Genomic DNA, 24,926 nt, shown 5'->3' on the forward strand with positions numbered 1-24,926 from the left:
CAATGCTTACTTGAATTAATGCATTAATAACTCAAAATTTTTGATCAAAGGCTTGAAATATGTCAAAAAAAATTCCCCTAAAAAACCGCTTGAGAGCTGATTTTACAAAAACCCCAACAGATTTAGAAGTTCCTAATTTATTATTATTGCAACGAGACAGCTACGATTCTTTCTTGTATTCTAAAGATGGTAAAGAGAGTGGGATTGAAAAGGTTTTTAAATCCATTTTCCCTATCCAAGATGAGCATAACCGCATCACTTTAGAATACGCGGGTTGCGAATTTGGCAAGTCTAAATACACCGTTAGAGAGGCGATGGAGAGAGGCATTACCTATTCTATCCCGCTCAAAATTAAAGTGCGCTTGATTTTGTGGGAAAAAGACACCAAAAGTGGCGAAAAGAACGGCATTAAGGATATTAAAGAGCAAAGCATTTTCATTCGTGAGATCCCTTTAATGACAGAACGCACTTCGTTTATCATTAATGGGGTGGAGCGCGTGGTGGTCAATCAACTCCACAGAAGCCCCGGTGTGATTTTCAAAGAAGAAGAATCCAGCACTTCTTTAAACAAGCTCATTTACACAGGGCAAATCATCCCTGATAGGGGTTCGTGGCTGTATTTTGAATACGATTCTAAAGATGTTTTATACGCTCGTATCAACAAACGCCGTAAAGTGCCTGTTACTATTTTATTCAGGGCAATGGATTATCAAAAACAAGACATTATTAAAATGTTCTACCCGCTTGTGAAAGTGCGTTATGAAAACGATAAATATTTGATCCCATTTGCTTCATTAGACGCCAATCAAAGAATGGAATTTGACTTGAAAGATCCTCAAGGCAAGGTTATTCTTTTAGCAGGAAAAAAGCTCACTTCAAGAAAGATTAAAGAGCTTAAAGAAAACCATCTAGAATGGGTGGAATACCCTATGGATATTTTACTCAATCGTCATTTAGCTGAGCCTGTTATGGTGGGGAAAGAAGTCTTATTGGACATGCTCACTCAGCTAGATAAAAACAAATTAGAAAAAATCCACGATTTAGGCGTGCAAGAATTTGTGATCATCAACGATCTAGCGTTAGGGCATGACGCTTCCATTATCCATTCTTTTTTGGCCGATTATGAGTCTTTGAAATTGCTCAAGCAAACGGAAAAAATTGATGATGAAAACGCTCTAGCAGCGATTCGTATCCATAAGGTTATGAAACCAGGCGATCCTGTTACGACTGAAGTGGCTAAGCAGTTTGTCAAAAAACTTTTCTTTGACCCTGAACGCTATGATTTGACCATGGTGGGGCGCATGAAAATGAATCACAAGTTAGGCTTGCATGTGCCTGATTACATTACGACTTTAACGCATGAAGATATTATCACCACCGTTAAATACCTCATGAAAATCAAAAACAATCAGGGCAAGATTGATGATAGGGATCACTTGGGCAATCGTAGGATCAGAGCGGTAGGGGAATTACTAGCCAATGAATTGCATTCAGGCTTGGTGAAAATGCAAAAGACCATTAAAGACAAGCTCACTACCATGAGTGGGGCTTTTGATTCGCTCATGCCCCATGACTTGGTTAATTCTAAAATGATCACCAGCACCATCATGGAATTTTTCATGGGCGGTCAGCTCTCGCAATTTATGGATCAAACTAACCCCTTGAGTGAGGTTACGCACAAACGACGCCTTTCAGCACTCGGTGAAGGGGGATTGGTGAAAGATAGGGTGGGGTTTGAAGCCAGGGATGTGCACCCCACGCATTATGGCCGAATTTGTCCCATTGAAACCCCAGAAGGTCAAAATATCGGTCTGATCAACACCCTTTCCACTTTCACAAGAGTGAATGATTTAGGATTTATTGAAGCCCCTTATAAAAAGGTTGTGGATGGCAAAGTGGTGGGCGAGACGATTTATTTGACCGCTATTCAAGAAGACAGCCACATCATCGCTCCCGCAAGCACCCCCATTGATGAAGAGGGTAATATTTTGGGCGATTTGATTGAAACGCGCGTGGAAGGCGAAATCGTTTTAAACGAAAAAAGCAAAGTTACCTTAATGGATTTAAGCTCTAGCATGCTAGTAGGGGTCGCCGCATCGCTCATTCCTTTCTTAGAGCATGATGACGCCAACCGCGCCTTAATGGGGACTAACATGCAGCGCCAAGCCGTGCCTTTGTTAAGAAGCGACGCTCCCATTGTAGGCACGGGGATTGAAAAAATTATCGCTAGGGATTCTTGGGGAGCGATCAAGGCTAATCGCGCAGGCGTTGTAGAAAAAATTGATTCTAAAAACATTTATATTTTAGGCGAAGGCAAAGAAGAAGCCTATATTGATGCGTATTCTTTGCAAAAAAACTTGCGCACCAACCAAAACACCAGTTTCAATCAAGTCCCTATCGTTAAAGTGGGCGATAAAGTGGAAGCCGGGCAAATCATCGCTGATGGCCCTAGCATGGATAGAGGCGAGTTGGCGTTAGGGAAAAATGTGCGCGTGGCGTTCATGCCTTGGAATGGCTACAATTTTGAAGACGCGATCGTGGTGAGTGAGCGCATCACTAAAGATGATGTTTTCACTTCCACCCACATTTATGAAAAAGAAGTGGACGCTAGGGAGCTTAAGCATGGCGCGGAAGAATTTACCGCTGATATTCCTGATGTGAAAGAAGAAGCACTCGCGCATCTTGATGAAAGCGGGATCGTTAAAGTCGGCACTTATGTGAGCGCTGGCATGATTTTAGTGGGCAAGACTTCTCCTAAAGGCGAGATTAAAAGCACGCCTGAAGAGCGGCTTTTAAGGGCTATTTTTGGGGATAAAGCCGGGCATGTGGTCAATAAGAGTTTGTATTGTCCCCCCAGTTTGGAAGGCACGGTGATTGATGTGAAAGTCTTCACTAAAAAAGGCTATGAGAAAGACGCGCGGGTTTTGAGCGCGTATGAAGAAGAAAAAGCCAAGCTTGATATGGAGCATTTTGACCGCTTGACCATGCTCAATAGAGAAGAATTGTTGCGCGTCAGTTCGCTCCTTTCTCAAGCGATTTTAGAAGAGCCTTTCAGCCATAACGGCAAGGATTATAAAGAAGGCGATCAAATCCCTAAAGAAGAAATCGCTTCAATCAACCGCTTCACTTTGGCTAGTTTGGCGAAAAAGTATTCTAAAGAAGTGCAAAACCACTATGAAATCACTAAAAATAATTTCTTAGAGCAAAAGAAAGTTTTGGGTGAAGAGCATGAAGAAAAGCTCTCTATTTTAGAAAAAGACGATATTTTGCCTAATGGCGTGATCAAAAAAGTCAAGCTTTATATCGCTACAAAACGAAAGCTTAAAGTGGGCGATAAAATGGCAGGAAGGCATGGGAATAAAGGGATTGTGTCTAATATCGTGCCGGTTGCGGATATGCCTTATACCGCTGATGGCGAGCCTGTGGATATTGTCTTAAACCCTTTAGGCGTGCCAAGCCGCATGAACATCGGGCAGATTTTAGAAATGCATTTAGGCTTAGTGGGGAAAGAATTTGGGAAACAAATCGCTAACATGCTAGAGGATAAAACCAAAGATTTTGCCAAAGAATTGCGCGCTAAAATGCTAGAAATCGCTAACGCCATTAATGAAAAAGACCCCTTGACAATCCATGTGCTTGAGAGTTGCTCTGATGAAGAACTTTTGGAATACGCTAAAGATTGGAGCAAGGGCGTTAAGATGGCTATCCCTGTGTTTGAAGGCATCTCGCAAGAAAAATTTTACAAGCTGTTTGAATTAGCCAAGATCGCCATGGATGGCAAAATGGATCTGTATGACGGGCGCACAGGCGAGAAAATGAGAGAGCGCGTGAATGTGGGCTATATGTATATGATCAAGCTCCACCATTTAGTGGATGAAAAAGTCCATGCCAGAAGCACAGGCCCTTATAGCCTAGTAACGCACCAACCTGTTGGGGGTAAAGCGCTCTTTGGGGGTCAAAGGTTTGGGGAAATGGAAGTATGGGCCTTGGAAGCTTATGGCGCAGCACATACTCTAAAAGAAATGCTTACCATTAAATCCGATGATATTAGAGGCAGAGAGAACGCTTATAGGGCTATCGCTAAAGGTGAGCAAGTGGGCGAGAGCGAAATCCCTGAGACTTTCTATGTTTTGACTAAAGAATTGCAATCGCTCGCTTTAGACATTAATATCTTTGGAGATGAAATGGATGAAGACGGGATGCCTAAACCCATTGTCATTAAAGAAGATGACAGACCCAAAGACTTTAGCGCTTTCCAGCTCACTCTAGCCAGCCCTGAAAAAATCCATTCGTGGAGCTATGGGGAAGTGAAAAAGCCAGAAACGATCAATTATCGCACCCTAAAACCCGAACGAGACGGCTTGTTTTGCATGAAAATCTTTGGTCCTACTAAAGATTATGAATGCTTGTGCGGTAAATACAAAAAGCCTCGCTTCAAAGATATTGGCACATGCGAAAAATGCGGCGTAGCGATCACGCACTCTAAAGTCAGGCGTTTTAGAATGGGGCATATTGAATTGGCCACTCCTGTAGCGCATATCTGGTATGTCAATTCCTTGCCTAGCCGTATCGGCACGCTTTTAGGCGTTAAAATGAAAGACTTGGAGCGCGTGCTTTATTATGAATCTTATATCGTTAAAGAGCCAGGCGAAGCCGCTTATGACAATGAAGGCACTAAACTTGTAATGAAGTATGATATTTTGAACGAAGAGCAGTATCAAAATATCTCACGAAGATACGAAGACAGGGGCTTTGTAGCGCAAATGGGCGGCGAAGCGATCAAGGATTTATTAGAAGAAATTGATTTGATCGCTTTATTGCAAAGTTTGAAAGAAGAAGTGAAAGACACTAATTCAGACGCCAAAAAGAAAAAACTCATCAAGCGTTTGAAGGTGGTAGAAAGCTTTTTAAATTCTGGTAACAGGCCTGAATGGATGATGCTCACGGTTTTACCGGTATTGCCACCGGATTTAAGGCCGTTAGTCGCTCTAGATGGGGGGAAATTTGCAGTCAGCGATGTGAATGAATTGTATCGTCGTGTCATCAATCGCAACCAACGCTTGAAACGCTTGATGGAGCTTGGGGCGCCAGAAATCATTGTGCGCAATGAAAAAAGGATGCTACAAGAGGCGGTGGATGTGCTTTTTGATAACGGCCGCAGCACCAATGCGGTTAAAGGAGCTAACAAGCGCCCTTTAAAATCGCTCAGCGAGATCATTAAAGGCAAGCAAGGGCGTTTCAGGCAAAACCTTTTAGGTAAGCGCGTGGATTTTTCAGGCAGGAGCGTGATTGTCGTTGGGCCCAATCTTAAAATGGATGAATGCGGGTTGCCTAAAAACATGGCGTTGGAACTCTTCAAACCGCATTTGTTATCCAAGCTTGAAGAAAGAGGCTATGCCACCACGCTCAAACAAGCTAAACGCATGATTGAACAAAAAAGCAATGAAGTGTGGGAGTGCTTGCAAGAAATCACAGAGGGGTATCCGGTGCTACTCAACCGCGCTCCTACCTTGCACAAGCAATCCATTCAAGCGTTCCATCCAAAGCTTATTGATGGTAAAGCGATCCAATTGCACCCGTTAGTGTGTTCAGCGTTCAACGCCGATTTTGACGGGGATCAAATGGCGGTGCATGTGCCTTTAAGCCAGGAAGCGATCGCTGAATGCAAGGTGCTTATGCTAAGCTCTATGAATATCCTTTTACCCGCTAGCGGTAAAGCCGTAGCCATTCCTAGCCAGGATATGGTTTTAGGGCTTTATTATCTTTCTTTAGAAAAGAGCGGGGTCAAGGGCGAACATAAGCTTTTCTCTAGCGTGAATGAAATCATCACCGCTATTGACACGAAAGAATTAGACATCCACGCAAAGATTAGGGTTTTAGATCAAGGGAATATTATCGCTACGAGCGCAGGACGCATGATCATTAAGTCCATTTTGCCTGATTTTATCCCTACGGATTTGTGGAACAGACCCATGAAGAAAAAAGATATTGGCGTGCTTGTGGATTATGTGCATAAAGTCGGCGGTATCGGTATTACTGCAACCTTTTTGGATAATTTAAAAACGCTTGGCTTTAGGTATGCGACTAAGGCTGGTATTTCTATCTCTATGGAAGATATTATCACGCCAAAAGACAAGCAAAAAATGGTGGAAAAAGCCAAAGTAGAGGTTAAAAAAATCCAGCAACAATACGATCAAGGGTTGCTTACTGACCAAGAGCGTTACAATAAAATCATTGACACTTGGACTGAAGTCAATGACAGAATGAGTAAGGAAATGATGAGCGCTATCGCAAAAGATAAAGAGGGCTTTAACTCTATTTATATGATGGCAGATAGCGGCGCAAGGGGTAGCGCGGCGCAAATCCGTCAGCTTTCAGCGATGAGGGGTCTTATGACAAAGCCGGACGGCAGTATCATTGAAACGCCCATTATTTCTAACTTTAAAGAGGGGTTGAATGTCTTAGAATACTTTAACTCCACGCATGGTGCTAGAAAGGGCTTAGCGGATACAGCGCTAAAAACCGCCAATGCGGGGTATTTGACAAGAAAACTCATTGATGTTTCGCAAAATGTCAAGGTGGTGTCTGATGATTGCGGCACGCATGAAGGGATTGAAATCACGGATATTGCGGTGGGGAGTGAGCTGATTGAACCTTTAGAAGAGCGTATTTTTGGGCGCGTTTTATTAGAAGATGTGATCGATCCCATTACGAATGAAATCTTGCTTTATGCAGACACTTTGATTGATGAAGAGGGCGCTAAAAAGGTGGTTGAAGCCGGGATTAAATCCATTACGATCCGCACCCCAGTAACTTGTAAAGCACCAAAGGGCGTGTGCGCGAAATGCTATGGCTTGAATTTAGGCGAAGGCAAGATGAGCTATCCGGGTGAAGCGGTGGGCGTGGTAGCCGCGCAATCTATCGGGGAGCCTGGAACGCAACTCACTTTAAGGACTTTCCATGTGGGCGGGACAGCGAGCAGGAGTCAGGATGAGCGCGAAATCGTAGCGAGCAAAGAAGGTTTTGTGCGTTTTTATAATCTTAGGACTTACACGAATAAAGAGGGTAAAAACATTATCGCTAACCGCCGTAACGCTTCTATTTTAGTGGTAGAGCCTAAGATTAAAGCGCCTTTTGATGGGGAATTACGCATTGAAACGGTCTATGAAGAAGTCGTTGTGAGCGTGAAAAATGGCGATCAAGAAGCTAAGTTCGTTTTAAGAAGAAGCGATATTGTCAAGCCGAGCGAATTAGCCGGCGTTGGCGGTAAGATTGAGGGGAAAGTGTATTTGCCTTATGCTAGTGGGCATAAGGTGCATAAGGGAGGAAGTATCGCTGATATTATCCAAGAGGGCTGGAATGTGCCTAATCGCATCCCTTACGCGAGCGAATTGCTAGTCAAGGATAATGACCCTATCGCGCAAGATGTGTATGCAAAAGAAAAAGGCGTGATCAAATACTATGTTTTAGAGGCTAACCATTTAGAGCGCACCCATGGGATTAAAAAGGGCGATATGGTGAGCGAAAAAGGCTTGTTTGCGGTGGTAGCTGATGATAATGGTAGGGAAGCCGCTCGCCATTATATCGCTAGGGGTTCTGAGATCTTGATTGATGATAATAGTGAAGTGAGCGCTAATAGCCTTATTTCTAAACCCACGACTAACACTTTCAAAACGATTGCCACATGGGATCCTTACAACACCCCTATCATTGCGGACTTTAAGGGCAAGGTGAGTTTTGTGGATATTATCGCAGGGGTTACGGTCGCTGAAAAAGAAGACGAAAATACCGGTATCACAAGCCTAGTGGTGAATGATTACATTCCAAGCGGATACAAACCAAGCTTGTTTTTAGAGGGGGCTAATGGCGAAGAGGTGCGTTATTTCCTAGAGCCAAAAACTTCTATCGCCATTAGCGATGGCTCTAGCGTGGAGCAGGCTGAAGTGTTAGCGAAAATCCCTAAAGCGACCGTTAAATCTAGAGATATTACCGGGGGTCTCCCAAGGGTTTCTGAACTCTTTGAAGCGAGAAAACCCAAGCCTAAAGATGTGGCGATCCTTTCTGAAGTTGATGGGATTGTGAGTTTTGGCAAACCCATTCGCAATAAAGAACACATCATCGTAACTTCTAAAGATGGCCGTTCCATGGATTATTTTGTGGATAAAGGCAAGCAAATTTTAGTGCATGCCGATGAATTTGTGCATGCAGGAGAGGCGATGACGGATGGAGTAATTTCAAGCCATGATATTTTAAGGATCAGTGGCGAAAAAGAGCTTTATAAATACATTGTGAGCGAAGTCCAGCAAGTGTATCGCAGGCAGGGGGTAAGCATTGCCGACAAGCACATTGAAATCATTGTCTCTCAAATGCTAAGGCAAGTGCGCATTTTAGACAGCGGGGATAGCAAGTTTATTGAAGGGGATTTAGTCAGTAAAAAACTCTTCAAAGAAGAAAACGCTCGTGTGATCGCTTTAAAAGGCGAGCCAGCGATTGCTGAACCGGTGCTTTTAGGGATCACCAGAGCGGCTATTGGGAGCGATAGCATCATTTCAGCGGCCTCTTTTCAAGAAACGACTAAAGTTTTAACAGAAGCCAGTATCGCTATGAAAAAAGACTTTTTAGAAGACTTGAAAGAAAATGTGGTGTTAGGAAGGATGATCCCTGTGGGAACGGGCATGTATAAGAATAAAAAAATCGTGTTAAGAGCGCTTGAGGATAACTCTAAATTTTGATATAAGAAATCGGTTAAGATTTTTAAAAGAAAAATTAGGGTAAAATGGGGGAACTTTTAGTTTTAAATTTTTAGAATAAGGAAAAATAGTGCCTACTATCAATCAGTTGATTAGAAAAGAAAGGAAAAAGGTGGTTAAAAAAACCAAATCGCCTGCATTAGTGGAATGCCCTCAAAGAAGAGGGGTTTGTACTAGGGTTTATACGACTACCCCTAAAAAGCCTAACTCGGCTTTAAGAAAGGTCGCTAAGGTCCGTTTGACCAGTAAATTTGAAGTGATCAGTTATATCCCTGGTGAAGGGCATAACTTGCAAGAACACTCCATTGTGTTAGTGCGTGGGGGTAGGGTTAAGGATTTACCCGGTGTGAAATACCACATCGTTCGTGGTGCTTTAGACACTGCAGGGGTCAATAAAAGAACGGTTTCACGCTCTAAATACGGGACTAAAAAAGCTAAAGCGACCGACAAGAAAGCAACAGACAACAAGAAAAAATAAGAGGAAAACAAAAACATGAGAAGAAGAAAAGCACCCGTTAGGGAGGTTTTGGGCGATCCTGTTTATGGGAACAAAGTGGTTACTAAGTTTATCAATAAGATGATGTTCGACGGCAAGAAAAGCGTAGCGGAAAAAATCATCTACAAAGCTTTTAATAAGATTGAAGAAAAAAGCGGTGAAAAAGGGATTGAAGTGTTTGAAAAAGCCCTAGAAAGAGTGCGTCCTTTAGTGGAAGTGCGCAGCAGAAGAGTGGGTGGGGCTACCTATCAAGTGCCGGTAGAAGTGAGGGCGAGCCGCCAGCAGTCGCTATCTATCCGTTGGATTTTAGAAGCGACCAGAAAACGCAATGAAAGAATGATGGTGGATAGATTGGCTAACGAGCTTATGGATGCGGCTAGCGATAAAGGCGCGGCTTTTAAGAAAAAAGAAGATGTGCATAAAATGGCAGAAGCGAATAAAGCGTTTGCGCACTACCGCTGGTAATTGGAGTTAGAATGGCTAGAAAAACCCCATTAAACAGGATCAGGAATATCGGTATCGCCGCTCACATTGATGCTGGGAAAACCACCACTTCCGAAAGGATTTTATTCTATACAGGCGTGAGCCATAAGATTGGCGAAGTGCATGACGGTGCGGCGACAATGGATTGGATGGAGCAAGAAAAAGAAAGAGGGATCACTATCACTTCTGCGGCAACGACTTGCTTTTGGAAGGATCACCAAATCAATTTGATTGACACTCCAGGGCATGTGGATTTCACTATTGAAGTGGAACGATCCATGCGCGTGCTAGATGGCGCGGTTTCGGTGTTTTGCTCGGTTGGGGGCGTGCAGCCTCAAAGCGAGACCGTGTGGCGTCAAGCGAATAAATACGGCGTGCCTAGGATTGTTTTTGTCAATAAAATGGATAGGATTGGGGCGAATTTCTATAATGTAGAAAACCAGATTAAGCTTCGCTTGAAAGCTAATCCTGTGCCTATTAATATCCCTATTGGGGCTGAAGACACTTTCATTGGCGTGATTGATTTAGTCCAAATGAAAGCGATCGTTTGGAATAATGAAACCATGGGAGCCAAATACGATGTGGAAGAAATCCCTAGCGATTTGTTAGAAAAGGCTAAACAATACCGAGAAAAGCTTGTAGAAGCCGTAGCCGAGCAAGATGAAGCCTTAATGGAAAAGTATTTGGGCGGTGAGGAATTAAGCGTTGAAGAAATCAAAAAAGGCATTAAAACAGGTTGTTTGAACATGAGCCTTATCCCTATGCTTTGTGGTTCTTCTTTTAAAAATAAAGGCGTGCAGACTTTATTGGATGCGGTCATTGATTACTTGCCAGCGCCCACAGAGGTTGTGGATATTAAGGGGATTGATCCAAAAACCGAAGAAGAAGTTTTTGTGAAATCCAGCGATGATGGCGAGTTTGCCGGTTTGGCGTTTAAAATCATGACGGATCCTTTTGTGGGCCAACTCACTTTTGTGCGCGTGTATCGTGGCAAGCTAGAGTCCGGTAGCTATGTGTATAACTCCACCAAAGACAAAAAAGAGCGCGTGGGAAGACTGCTTAAAATGCACTCCAATAAGAGGGAAGACATTAAAGAAGTTTATGCGGGTGAGATTTGCGCGTTTGTGGGCTTAAAAGACACGCTAACTGGGGACACGCTTTGCGATGAAAAGAATGCGGTCGTTTTAGAGAGGATGGAATTTCCTGAGCCAGTCATTCATATCGCTGTGGAGCCTAAAACGAAAGCAGACCAAGAAAAAATGGGCGTGGCGTTAGGCAAGCTCGCTGAAGAAGATCCAAGTTTTAGGGTGATGACTCAAGAAGAAACCGGGCAAACCCTCATCGGTGGCATGGGTGAATTGCACCTAGAAATCATCGTGGATAGATTGAAGAGAGAATTTAAGGTGGAAGCTGAAATCGGTCAGCCGCAAGTCGCTTTTAGAGAGACTATCCGTTCCAGCGTAAGCAAAGAACATAAATACGCTAAGCAAAGCGGTGGTCGTGGGCAATACGGGCATGTGTTTATCAAGCTTGAGCCTAAAGAGCCTGGCAGTGGGTATGAATTTGTGAATGAAATTTCTGGGGGCGTGATCCCTAAAGAATATATCCCTGCGGTGGATAAAGGTATCCAAGAAGCGATGCAAAATGGCGTTTTGGCAGGCTATCCGGTGGTGGATTTTAAGGTTACCCTTTATGATGGGAGCTACCATGATGTGGATTCTTCAGAAATGGCGTTTAAAATCGCTGGCTCTATGGCGTTTAAAGAAGCGAGTCGCGCGGCTAACCCGGTTTTACTAGAGCCTATGATGAAAGTGGAAGTGGAAGTCCCTGAAGAATACATGGGCGATGTGATTGGCGATTTGAATAGAAGAAGAGGGCAAATCAATTCTATGGACGACCGATTAGGTTTGAAAATCGTGAACGCTTTTGTGCCGTTGGTGGAAATGTTTGGTTATTCTACGGATTTACGATCAGCCACTCAAGGGCGTGGGACTTACTCTATGGAGTTTGATCATTATGGCGAAGTGCCTAGCAATATCGCTAAGGAAATTGTAGAAAAGCGCAAAGGCTGATTTGATTATAACGCTCTCTTATTTTAGGGGGTGTTATAGGCACTATTTAAACTTTTTTCTTTTGGATTTAAAAAGACTTCTTGAGTGTTTTTATCTCTTTTAATGACCTTTTTTAGTTTGCTATAAAATTATTTTTTGACTCTATTCTTGTCAAATAGGAGTAACTAAAATTTTTTAATTTTTTAAAAAATGGGGTTTTGGTTACTTTGTTTAATCGTTTTAGATTTTATTTCATGGTGGAATTCGTTTTCTTAAGGGGTTAGGGGGTGTTTTGTAGCAATGCTCTTTAAAAATCCCCTAATTCATAGACCGCCTTACAAGAAATTCCGCTTGACTAATAACAAGCTCTTTTGTATTCAATCTTAAAAAACGCTTTTTGGTATTTTTCAAATTTTTATAATCAATTTTTTATTAAAACAAAGCCTTGCTAAAATGCCTTAAAAAGTTTGTTAGGGGGATAAAAACACACTGACAAACAGAAAATAACGCTCAATCTCTTTTAAAAGAGCCAATGCATCTCTTTTAAAAGAGCCAATGCAATTATAAATACCCAATACTTTTATTGATTCACCATTTTATTGATTCTTTCAGGGTAGCGGGCCCCTTCTATTTTGATTGCAGTCAATTCTTTTTGGAAAATCTCCAATTCTTTTTGACTCCAAGAAACCTGCAAAGCCCCTATATTTTCTATGAGCCTAGATTCTTTGGTGGTGCCAAAGAGAGGGACAATGATTTTTTGCGTGTGCAAAATCCATGAGAGAGCCAGTTGGGCTGGTGTAATGCCTTTAGCGTGTGCATGATCTTGGATTAATTCCACCAAGGCGTAATTTTTGGCTAGATTTTCTTGATTAAACCTAGGACAAACGCTTCTAAAATCCCCACTAGCGAAAGTGGCATTTTTTTCAAATTTCGCACCTAAAAACCCCTTACCCAAAGGCGAAAAAGCGACAAAGCCAATTTTTTCTTTTTCTAAAAAACCTAAAATCTCTTTTTCAGGTTCGTGCCACCACAAGGAATATTCGCTCTGCAACGCGCTTAAAGGGCAAATTTGATGGGCTTTTTGGATGCTAGATAACCCTGCCTCACTCATCCCCCAAGCTTTAATTTTTCCTTCTTTAATAAGAGCTTGCATAACTTCTGCCACTTCTTCTATGGGCGTGTTAGTATCCAACGCGGTGTTGGTAGTATAAATCAATGCATTCTACTTTTAAGCGTTTCAAACTCCCTTCAATGGCACTCTTAATGCGGTTAGGACTGGAGTCTAAAAACATGGTTGCGTATTTGTCATTAGGATCTGCGTAGTAAATCCCAAACTTGCTCGCTACCACAACCTTGTCTTTAAAAGGCTTGATCGCTTCGCCTAAAAGCTTTTCATTATCTTCCCCATAAGCCTCTGCAGTGTCAAAAAAGTTAATACCCAATTCCAAAGCCTTATGGATAAGTTTAACCATCTGCTTTTTATCATGGACTTCCCCATACCCATAAGTCATACCCATGCACCCTAGAGCTAATGTGCTCACTTTTAAAGGGCCTAAATGACGCTGTTGCATACAAACTCCTTGATTTCATATTGTTTTTTAGTATAACAGCAATCTTAATTTTTGTCAAACTTTCTAAAACCAAAGATAATTTATCAAGTTTTTTGTATTGTAGCTTTTTTAAGGCAGCAAAACCACCAAACCAATCAAAAATTTGATTGGTTTCTATTCGTTTACTTTTGAGAAATATAATTCTCTCGCTTTTAAGATCATCACAAGGAGTTTTCGTATGAAAAAGCAAATCTTGACAGGTGTTTTATTATCAGTTTTGGCAGTGAGTTCTGCATACGCTCAAAACGACAAAAAAGACGCCAAAAAACCTAAATTTAGCACAGAATTAGTCGTGGCTCACAAAGATAAAAAAGACGCTAAAAAACCTAAATTTAGCACAGAATTAGTCGTGGCTCACAAAGATAAAAAAGACGCTAAAAAACCTAAAAACTCAGTGGCCTAATGGCTTTGACTCAAAAAAGCGTTTTTAAAAACGCTTTTTTGGATATTATCCTATCACTTTTTACCACTCTTTAAATTTTCGCATGCAGATTTTTCAATTTTTTCAATAAATATAGCTGTGTTTTTTAAAAAGCACATAAAGGGCGTTAAGGCTCTTCTAAAAGAGTGTGAGCGGCTTGAATAACTTCAAGGGGCGTGATGGATTTCATGCACAAATGGTTTTTTTCATTCTTTAAGGGGCAGACTCGTTTCTTGCAAGGCGAACAGCTTAAATGGTGGTTTAATACAATGGCTTTTTGGGCTTTATAAGGGCTAGTCTCTTTTTCATCAGTGGGACCAAAAAGAGCGATTAAGGGGGTTTGCACGCTAGCAGCCACATGCATAGGACCGCTATCGTTAGTGATGAATAAATCTAAAGTAGCGATGCACTCTATCAATTCTTCAATGCTGGTTTTCCCGCACAGATTATAAGCGTTATGAAATAATAAGGGGTTTTTCAACAAACCTTTAACGGATTTTAAAATTTCTTCAGAAACGATAGCGTCTTCTTTAGCCCCAAAAAAATAAATTTCATGCCCTTTTTCTAACAAAACAGCAGCGGCTTCAGCGTAATAAGAAGCTGGCCATCTTTTAGCGCTCCCGTAGCTTGCACTAGGGTTAAAGCCGATTTTTTTAGGGGTGTTTGGGGTGTGAGCGGGGAGGTTAAAGGCCAGTTTTAAGGGTAAAACGCTTTTTTGATCCAATTCTTTTTTTAAAAATTGCGAAAACAAAAAGCAATATTTTTCCACTTGATGATACTCTTTGGGGGCAGCAGTTATCGCATGGCTTAGGAAAAAAGAGCGAAAAAATTGAGCAAAACCGATGCGAACGGGCGTTTTTGTTGCATAGAGCAAAAAAGCGGAATAAAAATGGTTGTTTAAAGCGATCGCCATATCGCAACGCCCTATTTTTTGAGCGAGTTTGTAAGTGGCTAGCAGCCTGAAAAAGGATTTTTTGGTGTCATCTATGAAAACGGCTTCTATTTTCTCATCTTTTTGGAAAAGTTCGCAAGTGATTTGTGGGCCCACCAAGACAAAACGCGCGTTAGGGTAGTGGTTTTTAAGGGTGTAAAAAAGCGAGCTTGCCATCACCCCATCGCCTAACCAATTAGGCAAACGCAATAAAATACGCATGCGTTTGGGTGTGATCATGCTCATCAATAGCCCTTTTTTAAAGATTTTAAGCTAAAATTTTAACATACAAATACAAGGAAATGGAATGATTACCCCTAAAGTGTTGAGCGGGTTTAAAGACCGCTTGCCTAAAGATGCGATACAAAAAGCCCAGTTGCTCGCTAAAGTTTCAGTCGTGTTTCAAAGTTTTGGTTTTGTGCCGATTGAAACCCCCCATTTGGAATACGCTGAAACGCTACTACCTGATGCGAGCAGTGATATTCAAAAAGAAATCTATCGTTTTAAAGATCATGGGGATAGAGATGTGGCGTTAAGGTTTGATTTGACCGTGCCATTAGCGCGCTTTGTTTCTTTGCACCACCAAACGCTAGGCATGCCCTTTAAACGCTACGCTATAGGCAATGTCTTTAGGGGTGAAAGGGCGCAAAAAGGGCGTTATAGAGAATTTACGCAATGCGATTTTGATTTTATAGGGAGCGAGAGCTTGGTGTGCGATGCTGAGATCATTCAAGTGATTATCGCTTCTTTAAAAGCCTTGGATTTAGAAGATTTTTGCGTCTCTATCAACCACAGAAAAATTTTGAACGGGATATGCGAATATTTTGGGATTTCTCAAGTGAATGAAGTGCTGCGCATTGTGGATAAACTAGAAAAGATTGGCTTAAATGGGGTTGAAGAAGAATTAAAAAAAGAGTGCGATCTAAATTCAAACACCATTAAAGAGCTTTTAGAATTAATTCAAATCAAACAAAACGATTCAAGCCATGCGGAATTTTTTGAAAAAATTGCTTATTTGAAAGACTATAATGAAAATCTAAAACAGGGCATACAGGATTTAGAAAAGCTATACCAGTGGCTAGGGGATTTGCAAATTTCTCAAAACCTGTATAAAATTGATTTTTCTATCGCTAGGGGATTAGGGTATTATACAGGGATTGTGTATGAAACCACGCTTAATGACATGAAGTCTTTAGGGAGCGTGTGTTCAGGGGGTCGTTACGATCATTTGACTAAAAATTTTTCTAAAGAAAATTTGCAAGGGGTAGGGGCTTCTATTGGGATTGATAGATTGATCGTGGCTTTAAGCGAAATGCAATTATTAGACGAGCGTTCCACCCAAGCTAAAGTGCTAATCGCTTGCATGCATGAAGAATATTTTTCTTACGCCAACCGCTTAGCCGAGTCTTTAAGGCAAAGCGGTGTTTTTAGCGAAGTCTATCCAGAAGCCCAAAAAATCAAAAAACCCTTTTCTTACGCCAATCATAAGGGGCATGAGTTTGTGGCTATCATTGGCGAAGAAGAATTTAAAAGCGAAACTTTAAGCTTAAAAAACATGCATTCAGGCATGCAGTTGAATTGTTTGAGCTTTTTAAAAGCCCTTGAAATCATTGGAGAAAACGATGAAGACTTATAATGTCGCTATTGTCGGGGCCAGTGGGGCGGTAGGGCAAGAGTTGATTAAGGGTTTAGAACATTCTTCTTTTCCTATTAAAAAGTTTGTCCCGCTCGCTAGCGCTAGAAGCGCTGGTAAAAAGATCAAAGCGTTCAATAAAGATCATGAAATTTTAGAAACCACGCATGAAGTTTTTGAAAAAGAAGCAATAGACATCGCCTTTTTTAGCGCTGGGGGGAGCGTGAGCGAAGAGTTCGCTACAAGCGCTTCAAAAACTTCTTTAGTGATTGATAACACGAGTTTTTTTAGACTGGATAAAAAAGTGCCTTTAGTCGTGCCTGAAATCAACGCCAAAGAAATTTTTAACGCTCCCTTAAACATCATCGCTAACCCCAATTGCTCCACCATTCAAATGACGCAAATCTTAAACCCCTTGCACCTTCATTTTAAGATAAAAAGCGTGGTGGTTAGCACTTATCAAGCCGTAAGCGGGGCAGGGAATAAGGGGATAGAGAGCTTGAAAAGAGAGTTAAAAACCGCTTTAGAATGCTTGGAAAAAGACCCCGCCATTGATTTAAACCAGGTCTTGCAAGCCGGGGCTTTCCCTTACCCGATCGCTTTCAATGCGATCGCTCATATTGATGTTTTTAAGGAGAATGGCTACACGAAAGAAGAGCTAAAAATGGTGCATGAAACCCACAAAATCATGGGCGTGGATTTCCCTATTAGCGCGACTTGCGTGCGCGTGCCGGTATTAAGGAGCCATAGCGAGAGTTTGAGTATCGCTTTTGAAAAAGAATTCGATCTCAAAGAAGTCTATGAAGTTTTAAAAAACGCCCCTAGCGTGGTTGTTTGCGATGATCCCAGTTATAATCTTTACCCCACGCCCCTAAAAGCGAGCCACACGGATAGCGTCTTTATAGGGCGCTTGAGGAAGGATTTGTTTGATAAGAAAACCTTGCACGGCTTTTGCGTGGCGGATCAATTAAGAGTGGGGGCAGCCACCAACGCGCTCAAAATCGCCATGCATTACATTAAGAACGCTTGAGTTTATTCAAAGATAACAAAGATGAATGCGCATGCGCTTGAATTAAGGATAAGGATCAATCTAGCCCAATCTCTAAAAAAGAGCTTTAAGTTACTAGGCTTGCGATGTTAAACAAGGGTGTAATTGAATTTCTCAAGGCTTGATTGAGAGAAATGCTAATATTTGGTAGGTCAAAAGGAATGATAAAGGCTTACACTCAAGCAGAGAGTGAATGTTTAACTAGCGAGTTATTGCCTATTATTCCATTTAAAAGGGTATGAGTTTAAGGTATAAGGAAAACTTGTATCAAGTTTTGTTGGAATGGATTAGAAAAATCTGATTGGATTGACCCTCACAATTTTTCAAACCAATTGTTTAATAGCGATTAAATATGGCTATATATACTACAATAATAAGATTTTGAAAAGTGAGATTGTTTTTTTGAAAGGATTTAAATGCCTATTATAAGGGTTTTAGTAATGCTTGCAACAATGATGATGAAATTAGTAAAAACGGCAAAAGAAAAGAAAGTTTTTAAGAATGTGGGAGTGTCTATAATGGGGATTGCTTTTTGGGAGGCGATAAAAGACTCGATAAAAAAACAAATTAAAAAAAGCAATTGGATATGCGGGAATGTTAAGACTGCGGATGATTATTTAAAAACGCATCCTAACTCATGGTTTAATTCAGCAATAGGTGTAACAACGATAACAGCCATGCTTATGAATGTGTGTTTTGCTGATGACCAATCCAAAAAGGAAGTGGCTGAAACTCAAAAGGAAGCTGAAAATGCTAGGGATAGAGCAAACAAGAGTGGGATAGAACTGGAACAAGAAAAACAAAAGACAAGCAATATAGAGACTAATAACCAAATAAAAGTAGAACAAGAAAAACAAAAGACAAGCAATATAGAGACTAATAACCAAATAAAAGTAGAACAAGAAAAACAAAAGACAAGCAATATAGAGACTAACAATCAAATAAAAGTAGAACAAGAACAACAAAAGACAGAACAAGAAAAACAAAAGACAATTAATACACAGAAAGATTTCATTAAATACGCAGAACAAAATTGCCAAGAAAATCATAATCAATTCTTTATTAAAAAAGTAGGAATTAAGGGTGGTATTGCTATAGAAATAGAAGCTGAATGCAAAACCCCTAAACCCACAAAAACCAATCAAACCCCTATCCAGCCAAAACACCTCCCAAACTCTAAACAACCCCGCTCTCAAAGAGGATCAAAAGCGCAAGAGCTTATAACTTATTTGCAAAAAGAGCTGGAATCTCTGCCCTATTCACAAAAAGCTATCGCTAAACAAGTGGATTTTTATAAACCAAGTTCTATCGCTTATTTAGAACTAGATCCTAGAGATTTTAACGTTACAGAAGAATGGCAAAAAGAAAATCTAAAAATACGCTCTAAAGCTCAAGCTAAAATGCTTGAAATGAGGAGTTTAAAACCAGACCCACAAGCCCACCTTTCAACCTCTCAAAGCCTTTTGTTCGTTCAAAAAATATTTGCTGATGTTAATAAAGAAATAGAAGCATCTGTTAATACTGAAAAGAAAGCAGAAAAAGTGGGTTATGGTTATAGTAAAAGGATGTAGGCATAAGAAAACACCATAAAATCGTTTTAGCTTATTTATGGTATTTTAAAGACTCTATATTACCCAATTAGAACAGAGCCTTTTTTAAACTCCTTAGTAGGAATCCCAATCGTCTTTAGCGTTTGAGCGTTTTACAAAATACAAGCGGTTGCAATTTTTATGCGGTGTTTCATGAAGAATGATTTTTATATCCCTCTCTTTATAAAGAGAGGGTTTTCATTTTAGCGGGTCTTTAGCGGGTCTCAGCTGAGCTTTTAATGATCACGGTGTTGTAGTCAGGCTGGACGGGGCGTTGGTTGGGCGAGTTTTTCATGCGTTTTTTGATTTCAGCCAATTGTTTGGCAGAAACTTCCAAAGGCTCTTCTATGACAAACCATGCCACCCCTTCTGTGCAAGGGGGAGCGGTGAGAGAGCCGTTAAAATGGTAGTAATTGATGCTTTTAGGCAAGAAAGCGTCTAAAGCCACCTCCTTAAAACCTTGTTTCTTTTGAATGCCTTCTAAAATAGGGTTAAGGTTGGGGTTTTCTTTCCCTTCTTCAAACCCAATCGCTAAGACTAATAAGCGCCCTTTAGCGTCTTTATGCACGAAATGCGCGCTCAAAGGCCTGGTTTTATTGTTGATTAAAAACTCCATAGGGGCGTGGAAATGCACATTATCCAACACATAGTCATGCCCTCTATAATTGATGTGGTTAGTCGGCTCAAACGAAGCTTTTAAAGTATGATGAGTGAAAAAGACCGCTTTAGGTTTGGAAGCGGCGTATTTGAATTGCAAATCGGTTTTATCTTGCGTGTGGTAGTAATGCTCAATGTTAATGGGCGATTGGCTTTTGCCGCTTTTACACACTTCAAAATCTTTGTGCAATTTGTCCCAGCGGTGCGGGCCATTTTCTTTATTTTTATAATCCCATTTGGTGTTTTCAGCGCCTATAAGAGAAGTGGTTAACGCTAAAGCGATCAAAAAAGTTTTTTTCATTCTAATTATCCTTTATTCTAAAATTCTAAAATATTAATAAGCAATTAATTCTAGCGCTTAATCAACAATGACCGCAGTTACAAAAAACAGATTGGTTAAAAGTTGGAAATGATTTTAAATTCTGTTTTATATGGTAACAACTCCATTGAATTAATGCACCTATGGAGCGAAATATTTGTTTTAACCAGTTCCCAATTTACAAGCGGTTAAAATTTTTGTCTTATACTTCAAGTTTTCAAATGGAATAAAATTTAACCCCTTAAGATTTAAATGATGATAACCAAACAATCGTATCAAAAGTTCGCCTTAATGCGGGTTTTTGTGTTTTCGCTTTCGGCGTTTATTTTTAACACCACGGAGTTTGTCCCTGTCGCGCTCTTATCAGATATTGCGAAAAGTTTTGAAATGGAGAGCGCAACAGTGGGGCTTATGATCACTGCTTATGCGTGGGTGGTGTCTCTTGGCTCATTGCCCTTGATGCTGCTTAGCGCTAAGATTGAAAGGAAACGCTTATTGCTTTTTCTTTTTGCCCTTTTTATTCTCAGCCATATCCTTTCAGCGTTAGCATGGGATTTTTGGGTGCTACTCCTTTCTCGTATGGGTATCGCTTTTGCCCACTCTATTTTTTGGTCCATCACGGCTTCTTTAGTCATTCGTGTCGCTCCAAGAAATAAAAAACAACAGGCCTTAGGGCTGTTAGCGTTAGGGAGTTCGTTAGCGATGATTTTAGGGTTGCCGCTTGGGAGGATCATTGGGCAAATTCTAGATTGGCGATCCACTTTTGGCGTGATTGGGGGCGTTGCGACTCTTATAATGCTACTTATGTGGAAATTGCTCCCGCATTTACCCAGTAGAAACGCCGGCACGCTCGCAAGTGTCCCTATATTAATGAAACGCCCGCTTTTAGTGGGGATTTATTTGCTTGTAATCATGGTTATTTCTGGGCATTTCACCACTTATAGTTATATTGAGCCTTTTATCATTCAAATCAGCCAATTTTCTCCTGACATTACGACGCTAATGCTGTTTGTTTTTGGGTTAGCGGGCGTGGCGGGGAGTTTTTTATTCGGTCGTTTGTACGCGAAAAATTCAAGAAAATTCATCGCTTTTGCAATGGTTTTAGTCATTTGCCCGCAACTCTTGCTTTTTGTGTTTAAAAACTTAGAGTGGGTGATCTTTTTGCAGATTTTCTTGTGGGGAATAGGGATCACTTCACTCACCATTGCGTTGCAAATGAGGGTGTTGCAGCTCGCCCCGGATGCCACAGATGTCGCGAGCGCGATTTTTTCGGGGAGCTATAATGTAGGGATTGGATCAGGAGCGCTGTTTGGCAGTATCGTGATCCACCAATTAGGGCTAGGGTATATTGGCTTTGTGGGTGGGGCATTAGGTTTGTTGGCGCTGTTTTGGCTTAGATTCATTACGATAAAGTTTAAAAAAACATAAAGAGCGTTAAAAGGATTAACCTAATATAAGGAAAATCCCTTTCGCGTTAAAAACCATTTTTAAAATTTAATGATACGGCTTGAATCCAACTGCGCTAACGGACAGATTGCCTCTTTTTTTATGTTAAAATAGAAAAATTTGTCATAAATTTTAAGCGGTGTGTGGTTTAAATGCTCAAAAAAAAGATTGATTTGCATAAAGATTCGATAAGAAAGCTCTTTTTTTATTATTTTATCCCTTTAGCTTTTTCTATGATCTCACTTTCCACTTACTCTATGATAGATGGCATGTTTGTGGGCAAGAAACTGGGTAAAGAAGCTATCGCTGCGGTCAATATCGCATGGCCTATTTTTCCAGGACTCATTGCGTATGAATTGCTTTTTGGTTTTGGGGCAGCGAGTATTGTGGGGTATTTTTTAGGTCAAAATAAAACCCATAGGGCTAGGCTTGTGTTTAGCAGCGTGTTTTATTTTGTCGCTCTAAGCGCCCTTATTTTGAGCATGGCGTTATTGCCTTTTAGCGAAAATATCGCGCGTTTTTTTGGGAGCAATGACGCTTTATTGAGCATGTCCAAACGCTACATTGAAATCATTTTAATGGGCGCGGTTTTTATGGTTTTGCACCCTTTGGCGGATGTTTTTGTGGTGAATGACAAACGCCCCATTTTAGCGATGGTGGCGATGCTGATTGGCTCGTTAGCGAATATCTTTTTCAACTATTGGTTTATTTTTGTGTTGGAAGTGGGGGTTCAAGGCAGCGCGATAGCCACCGTGATAGGGCATGCGATAGGGGTTTTAGTCTTAATGCAGCATTTTTGGCGCAAAAAAGGGCAGTTGTATTTCATCAAACGATTTTCCTTGTCTTCGGTCATTTCTTCAGCTAAAAGCGGCGTGCCTCAAAGCACGGCGGAATTTAGCGCTTCTATTATGATTTTGTTGTTTAATACCGCTATCATGCACACGGCTGGGGAAAGGTTTGTGAGCATGTATGGGATCGTTATGTATAATGCGATTATCTTTTTTACGACTTTGTTTGCGATTTCTCAAGGCATCCAACCGATCGCGAGCTTTAGCTATGGGGCTAGAAATTTAGAGCGCGTGAAAGAGGTGTTTGTTTTTGGTTTGAAAGCGGCGTTTTGTGTGGGGATTCTTTTTTATAGCGTTTATTACTTTTTAGATGAATTTTTAATCAAGCTTTATTTGCAGCCAAGCGAACAAGACCCCCTTTTTATGCAAGAGACTAAAAGAGCGATGAATATTTATTATGTTGGCTATGTTTTTTTAGGCATGACTTTGTTGTGCGCGGTGTTTTTCCAATCCATCCAACGCACCAAAAGTTCGTTTATTATCACCCTTTCGCACACGCTGGGGTTTATGGTTATTTTACTGCCCATACTAAGTCATTTCTATGGGATTAATGGCGTTTGGGTAACTTACCCTATCGCGCAATTTTTAGCGTTTTTAGTAGCGTTAGGGGTAACTTATTACGAAATCAAAAAAGGGGTTTTCACCACTTATAAAGAGAAAAACCCTATCGCTTTGAAAACTTAACCAATAAATAAGGTAAAATTAAGACATGCATGCAGAATTTTTCACTTTCGCGCTCATTATGCTTTTAATCGTAATAGCTCCCTATATGTCTAGAATCTCTCGTTTGCCCATCACGGTCGTGGAGATTTTATTTGGGTCTGTTGGGGCGTATGTGGGTTTTATTGAGCCAACTAAAGGCTTTGAAATCATGTCCGAAATTGGCTTTTTATTTTTAATGTTTTTATGCGGTTTGGAAGTGGAGATTTATTTGTTTAAAAAATTAGGGGTTTCTCTTTTAAAACGCATTTTTGCTTATCTGTTGATTTTATACACGCTTTCGTTCATTCTTACTTTTAGCCTTAATTTAGAACCTATTTTTATGGTGATTTTCCCTATTATCAGTTTGGGTATGATCATGACTTTAGTCAAAGATTATCGTAAAGAGATTTTGTGGCTTGATTTGGTTTTGAAAGTGGGCGTTATTGGGGAATTGTTAAGCATTTTTGGTTTGGTGGTCGTGGATGGGGTGTATTCGCATGGTTTGGGCATGGATTTGATTAAAGATTTAGGCATTCTCATTGTTTTTTTAATTTTAATTATCGTGGCGTTTCAAATCTTTAAGACTTTGTTTTGGTGGTTCCCGCATTTAAAGCTTTTTGTGATGCCTAAAAGCAGTCAGTTTAACCAAGATGTGCGTTTTTCGCTCATGCTCTTTTTTTCCTTGGTTGCGATCGTGGTGTGGCTCAAAATAGAAATGGTTTTAGGGGCGTTTCTAGCAGGGTTAGTCGTTTCTACTTTTTTCCCTCATAAATCAGAATTGATCCACAAGCTCAATGATGTGGGTTTTGGGTTTTTTGTGCCTTTGTTTTTCATCCATGTAGGCTCTACTTTAGACTTAAAATTAGTGTTTTTAAACCCGCATTTGATCCTTCAAGGGATATTGATTGTCATAGCGATGTTGAGTTTGCACTTGATCACTTCAACCTTATTGTGGCGCAAATACTTTAAAGAAGCCAAGCATTTATTTTCATTCGCTTTAGGGGCTTCTATGCCTTTAACTTTTTTAGTAACCACCGCGGCGGTAGGCTTAAAAGCGCAAGCGATCTCACAAAACACCTACTACGCATTGCTCATGGCGGCTATTTTTGAAGGGGTGTTATTCACCATTGCGATCAAAATACTCAACAAAAAAGCTTAAAGCTTTAAGCGTCTAAATACTTAGCGTCGCTAAAGCTGTTCGCTTGAACATTATTAAACGCATTTTCTAAGCTGTCAAAGAAATGAGGGTGTAAGTTTTGCATTTCTTTTAAGAAATTTTTGGTGGCTAATCGCGCGATAGGGGGCTTATCAGAGGTGGGCTGCTTGGCTGGGCAGTTGCAATCAGGAGCAACCGGAATATTTTGAGAAGTGACAAAATGGATACTACTGGCTTCTCGAACCTTAATCAAAGGGCGGATCACCAACAAGCCGTTTTCAGCCCTATAAATGGGGGGCATGCTCCTCAAACTCCCGTTATAAGTGAAGTTCATAAAAAAGCTCTCCACCGCATCGTCTAAATGGTGTGCGATAGCGACTTTATTATAGCCTTCTTCTAAGGCTTTAGAATACAAAGTCCCTCGCCTCAAACGAGAGCAAAACGAACAAAACGAGCTTTTTTCACGGCGTTTTTCGTTGATCGTGGCAGCGATTTGGGTGTAAATGATCTCATGCTCAATGCCTTGCTCTTGGCACAAATCGCTCAACCATTTCAAATCTTCGCCCAAACCATAATGCACGGTAACCGCTTTAAAATCAAATTTGAAAGGGGCATGTTTTTGCATCCTGGCTAAGATGCACGCAAGCATGATAGAATCTTTGCCCCCGCTCAATCCTAATAAGACTTTATCGCCTTCTTCTATGAGTTTGTAAGTGGCGTTTGTCTTGCCTACAATGTGCAAGACTTTTTTAGAAATTTCATAGGCCATTTTTGATCCTTAATTAT

14 protein-coding genes and 1 pseudogene are annotated in these 24,926 nt (G+C 40.8%); 11 read left to right on the top strand and 4 right to left on the bottom strand.

From position 1 onward, the window contains the following. Positions 1 to 59: 59 nt before the first annotated feature. The 4 genes from QT76_RS04545 (at position 60) to fusA (ending at position 11,801) form a co-directional block, all read left to right on the top strand. Positions 60 to 8,732, top strand: coding sequence for a DNA-directed RNA polymerase subunit beta/beta' (locus tag QT76_RS04545; RefSeq protein WP_033616765.1), 8,673 nt, complete (start codon positions 60 to 62; stop codon positions 8,730 to 8,732). Between the two features lie 88 nt (positions 8,733 to 8,820). Then, positions 8,821 to 9,228 (top strand): 30S ribosomal protein S12, encoded by a 408-nt coding sequence (gene rpsL / locus QT76_RS04550; RefSeq protein WP_001142321.1) that lies wholly within the window; start codon positions 8,821 to 8,823, stop codon positions 9,226 to 9,228. A gap of 15 nt (positions 9,229 to 9,243) precedes the next feature. Then, entirely contained in the window at positions 9,244 to 9,711 is a 468-nt protein-coding gene (gene rpsG / locus QT76_RS04555) for a 30S ribosomal protein S7 (protein ID WP_001254357.1), read from the top strand. A gap of 11 nt (positions 9,712 to 9,722) precedes the next feature. Next, on the top strand, positions 9,723 to 11,801 hold the full coding sequence (gene fusA, locus QT76_RS04560) for an elongation factor G (RefSeq protein ID WP_000101836.1): 2,079 nt from the start codon (positions 9,723 to 9,725) through the stop codon (positions 11,799 to 11,801). Between the two features lie 559 nt (positions 11,802 to 12,360). Here fusA and QT76_RS04565 read toward each other — a convergent pair. Beyond that, positions 12,361 to 13,351: pseudogene (locus QT76_RS04565) on the bottom strand (aldo/keto reductase). Positions 13,352 to 13,568: 217 nt separating this feature from the next. On the opposite strand from QT76_RS04565, the gene QT76_RS04570 reads away from it, so the two are divergent. Then, positions 13,569 to 13,793, top strand: a complete 225-nt coding sequence (locus QT76_RS04570) for a hypothetical protein (RefSeq protein WP_033616766.1) — start codon at positions 13,569 to 13,571, stop codon at positions 13,791 to 13,793. Positions 13,794 to 13,938: 145 nt separating this feature from the next. On the opposite strand, the gene waaF is transcribed toward QT76_RS04570, so the two are convergent. Further along, positions 13,939 to 14,988, bottom strand: a complete 1,050-nt coding sequence (gene waaF / locus QT76_RS04575) for a lipopolysaccharide heptosyltransferase II (protein WP_033616767.1) — start codon at positions 14,986 to 14,988, stop codon at positions 13,939 to 13,941. A 61-nt stretch (positions 14,989 to 15,049) separates the two neighbouring features. Here waaF and hisS point away from each other — a divergent pair, with 61 nt between their 5' ends. The 3 genes from hisS (at position 15,050) to QT76_RS04590 (ending at position 18,994) form a co-directional block, all read left to right on the top strand. Continuing rightward, positions 15,050 to 16,378 carry a histidine--tRNA ligase gene (gene hisS, locus QT76_RS04580; RefSeq protein ID WP_033616768.1) on the top strand — a complete coding sequence of 443 codons (1,329 nt, stop codon included), beginning with the start codon at positions 15,050 to 15,052 and terminating at the stop codon, positions 16,376 to 16,378. Continuing rightward, positions 16,365 to 17,405 carry an aspartate-semialdehyde dehydrogenase gene (gene asd, locus QT76_RS04585; protein WP_033616769.1) on the top strand — a complete coding sequence of 347 codons (1,041 nt, stop codon included), beginning with the start codon at positions 16,365 to 16,367 and terminating at the stop codon, positions 17,403 to 17,405. The genes hisS and asd overlap by 14 nt, the downstream gene beginning before the upstream one ends. Positions 17,406 to 17,839: 434 nt before the next feature. Beyond that, positions 17,840 to 18,994: a DUF874 family protein gene (locus QT76_RS04590; protein ID WP_033616770.1), complete on the top strand. Its 1,155-nt coding sequence runs from the start codon at positions 17,840 to 17,842 to the stop codon at positions 18,992 to 18,994. A 232-nt stretch (positions 18,995 to 19,226) separates the two neighbouring features. Here QT76_RS04590 and QT76_RS04595 read toward each other — a convergent pair whose 3' ends face one another. Beyond that, a complete protein-coding gene (locus QT76_RS04595; RefSeq protein WP_033616771.1) occupies positions 19,227 to 19,970 on the bottom strand; it encodes a carbonic anhydrase in 744 nt (247 codons plus the stop codon). Positions 19,971 to 20,240: 270 nt separating this feature from the next. Between QT76_RS04595 and QT76_RS04600 the strand changes: the two genes are divergently transcribed. From QT76_RS04600 to QT76_RS04610, 3 genes are all read left to right on the top strand, one after another. After that, positions 20,241 to 21,416, top strand: a complete 1,176-nt coding sequence (locus tag QT76_RS04600) for a sugar transporter (RefSeq protein WP_033616772.1) — start codon at positions 20,241 to 20,243, stop codon at positions 21,414 to 21,416. Positions 21,417 to 21,586: 170 nt separating this feature from the next. Continuing rightward, positions 21,587 to 22,966: an HP1184 family multidrug efflux MATE transporter gene (locus QT76_RS04605; RefSeq protein ID WP_033616774.1), complete on the top strand. Its 1,380-nt coding sequence runs from the start codon at positions 21,587 to 21,589 to the stop codon at positions 22,964 to 22,966. Positions 22,967 to 22,991: 25 nt separating this feature from the next. Next, on the top strand, positions 22,992 to 24,143 hold the full coding sequence (locus QT76_RS04610) for a cation:proton antiporter (protein WP_000542826.1): 1,152 nt from the start codon (positions 22,992 to 22,994) through the stop codon (positions 24,141 to 24,143). Between the two features lie 4 nt (positions 24,144 to 24,147). Here QT76_RS04610 and QT76_RS04615 read toward each other — a convergent pair whose 3' ends face one another. Continuing rightward, complete coding sequence (locus tag QT76_RS04615) at positions 24,148 to 24,909, bottom strand: tRNA 2-thiocytidine(32) synthetase TtcA (protein ID WP_000312892.1); 762 nt, start codon at positions 24,907 to 24,909, stop codon at positions 24,148 to 24,150. Positions 24,910 to 24,926: the final 17 nt, after the last annotated feature.

The sequence above is a fragment of the Helicobacter pylori SA37A genome, from assembly GCF_000476015.1.
GTDB lineage: Bacteria > Campylobacterota > Campylobacteria > Campylobacterales > Helicobacteraceae > Helicobacter > Helicobacter pylori_DB.

Bases quoted from the DNA above. Each gene is read 5' to 3' on its own strand.
- QT76_RS04570 (WP_033616766.1), top strand. From the start codon at position 13,569: ATGAAAAAGCAAATCTTGACAGGTGTTTTATTATCAGTTTTGGCAGTG.
- QT76_RS04545 (WP_033616765.1), top strand. From the start codon at position 60: ATGTCAAAAAAAATTCCCCTAAAAAACCGCTTGAGAGCTGATTTTACA.
- QT76_RS04600 (WP_033616772.1), top strand. From the start codon at position 20,241: ATGATGATAACCAAACAATCGTATCAAAAGTTCGCCTTAATGCGGGTT.
- hisS (WP_033616768.1), top strand. From the start codon at position 15,050: ATGATTACCCCTAAAGTGTTGAGCGGGTTTAAAGACCGCTTGCCTAAA.
- waaF (WP_033616767.1), bottom strand. From the start codon at position 14,988: ATGAGCATGATCACACCCAAACGCATGCGTATTTTATTGCGTTTGCCT.
- QT76_RS04590 (WP_033616770.1), top strand. From the start codon at position 17,840: ATGCCTATTATAAGGGTTTTAGTAATGCTTGCAACAATGATGATGAAA.
- QT76_RS04605 (WP_033616774.1), top strand. From the start codon at position 21,587: ATGCTCAAAAAAAAGATTGATTTGCATAAAGATTCGATAAGAAAGCTC.
- fusA (WP_000101836.1), top strand. From the start codon at position 9,723: ATGGCTAGAAAAACCCCATTAAACAGGATCAGGAATATCGGTATCGCC.
- QT76_RS04615 (WP_000312892.1), bottom strand. From the start codon at position 24,909: ATGGCCTATGAAATTTCTAAAAAAGTCTTGCACATTGTAGGCAAGACA.
- rpsG (WP_001254357.1), top strand. From the start codon at position 9,244: ATGAGAAGAAGAAAAGCACCCGTTAGGGAGGTTTTGGGCGATCCTGTT.
- asd (WP_033616769.1), top strand. From the start codon at position 16,365: ATGAAGACTTATAATGTCGCTATTGTCGGGGCCAGTGGGGCGGTAGGG.
- QT76_RS04610 (WP_000542826.1), top strand. From the start codon at position 22,992: ATGCATGCAGAATTTTTCACTTTCGCGCTCATTATGCTTTTAATCGTA.
- QT76_RS04595 (WP_033616771.1), bottom strand. From the start codon at position 19,970: ATGAAAAAAACTTTTTTGATCGCTTTAGCGTTAACCACTTCTCTTATA.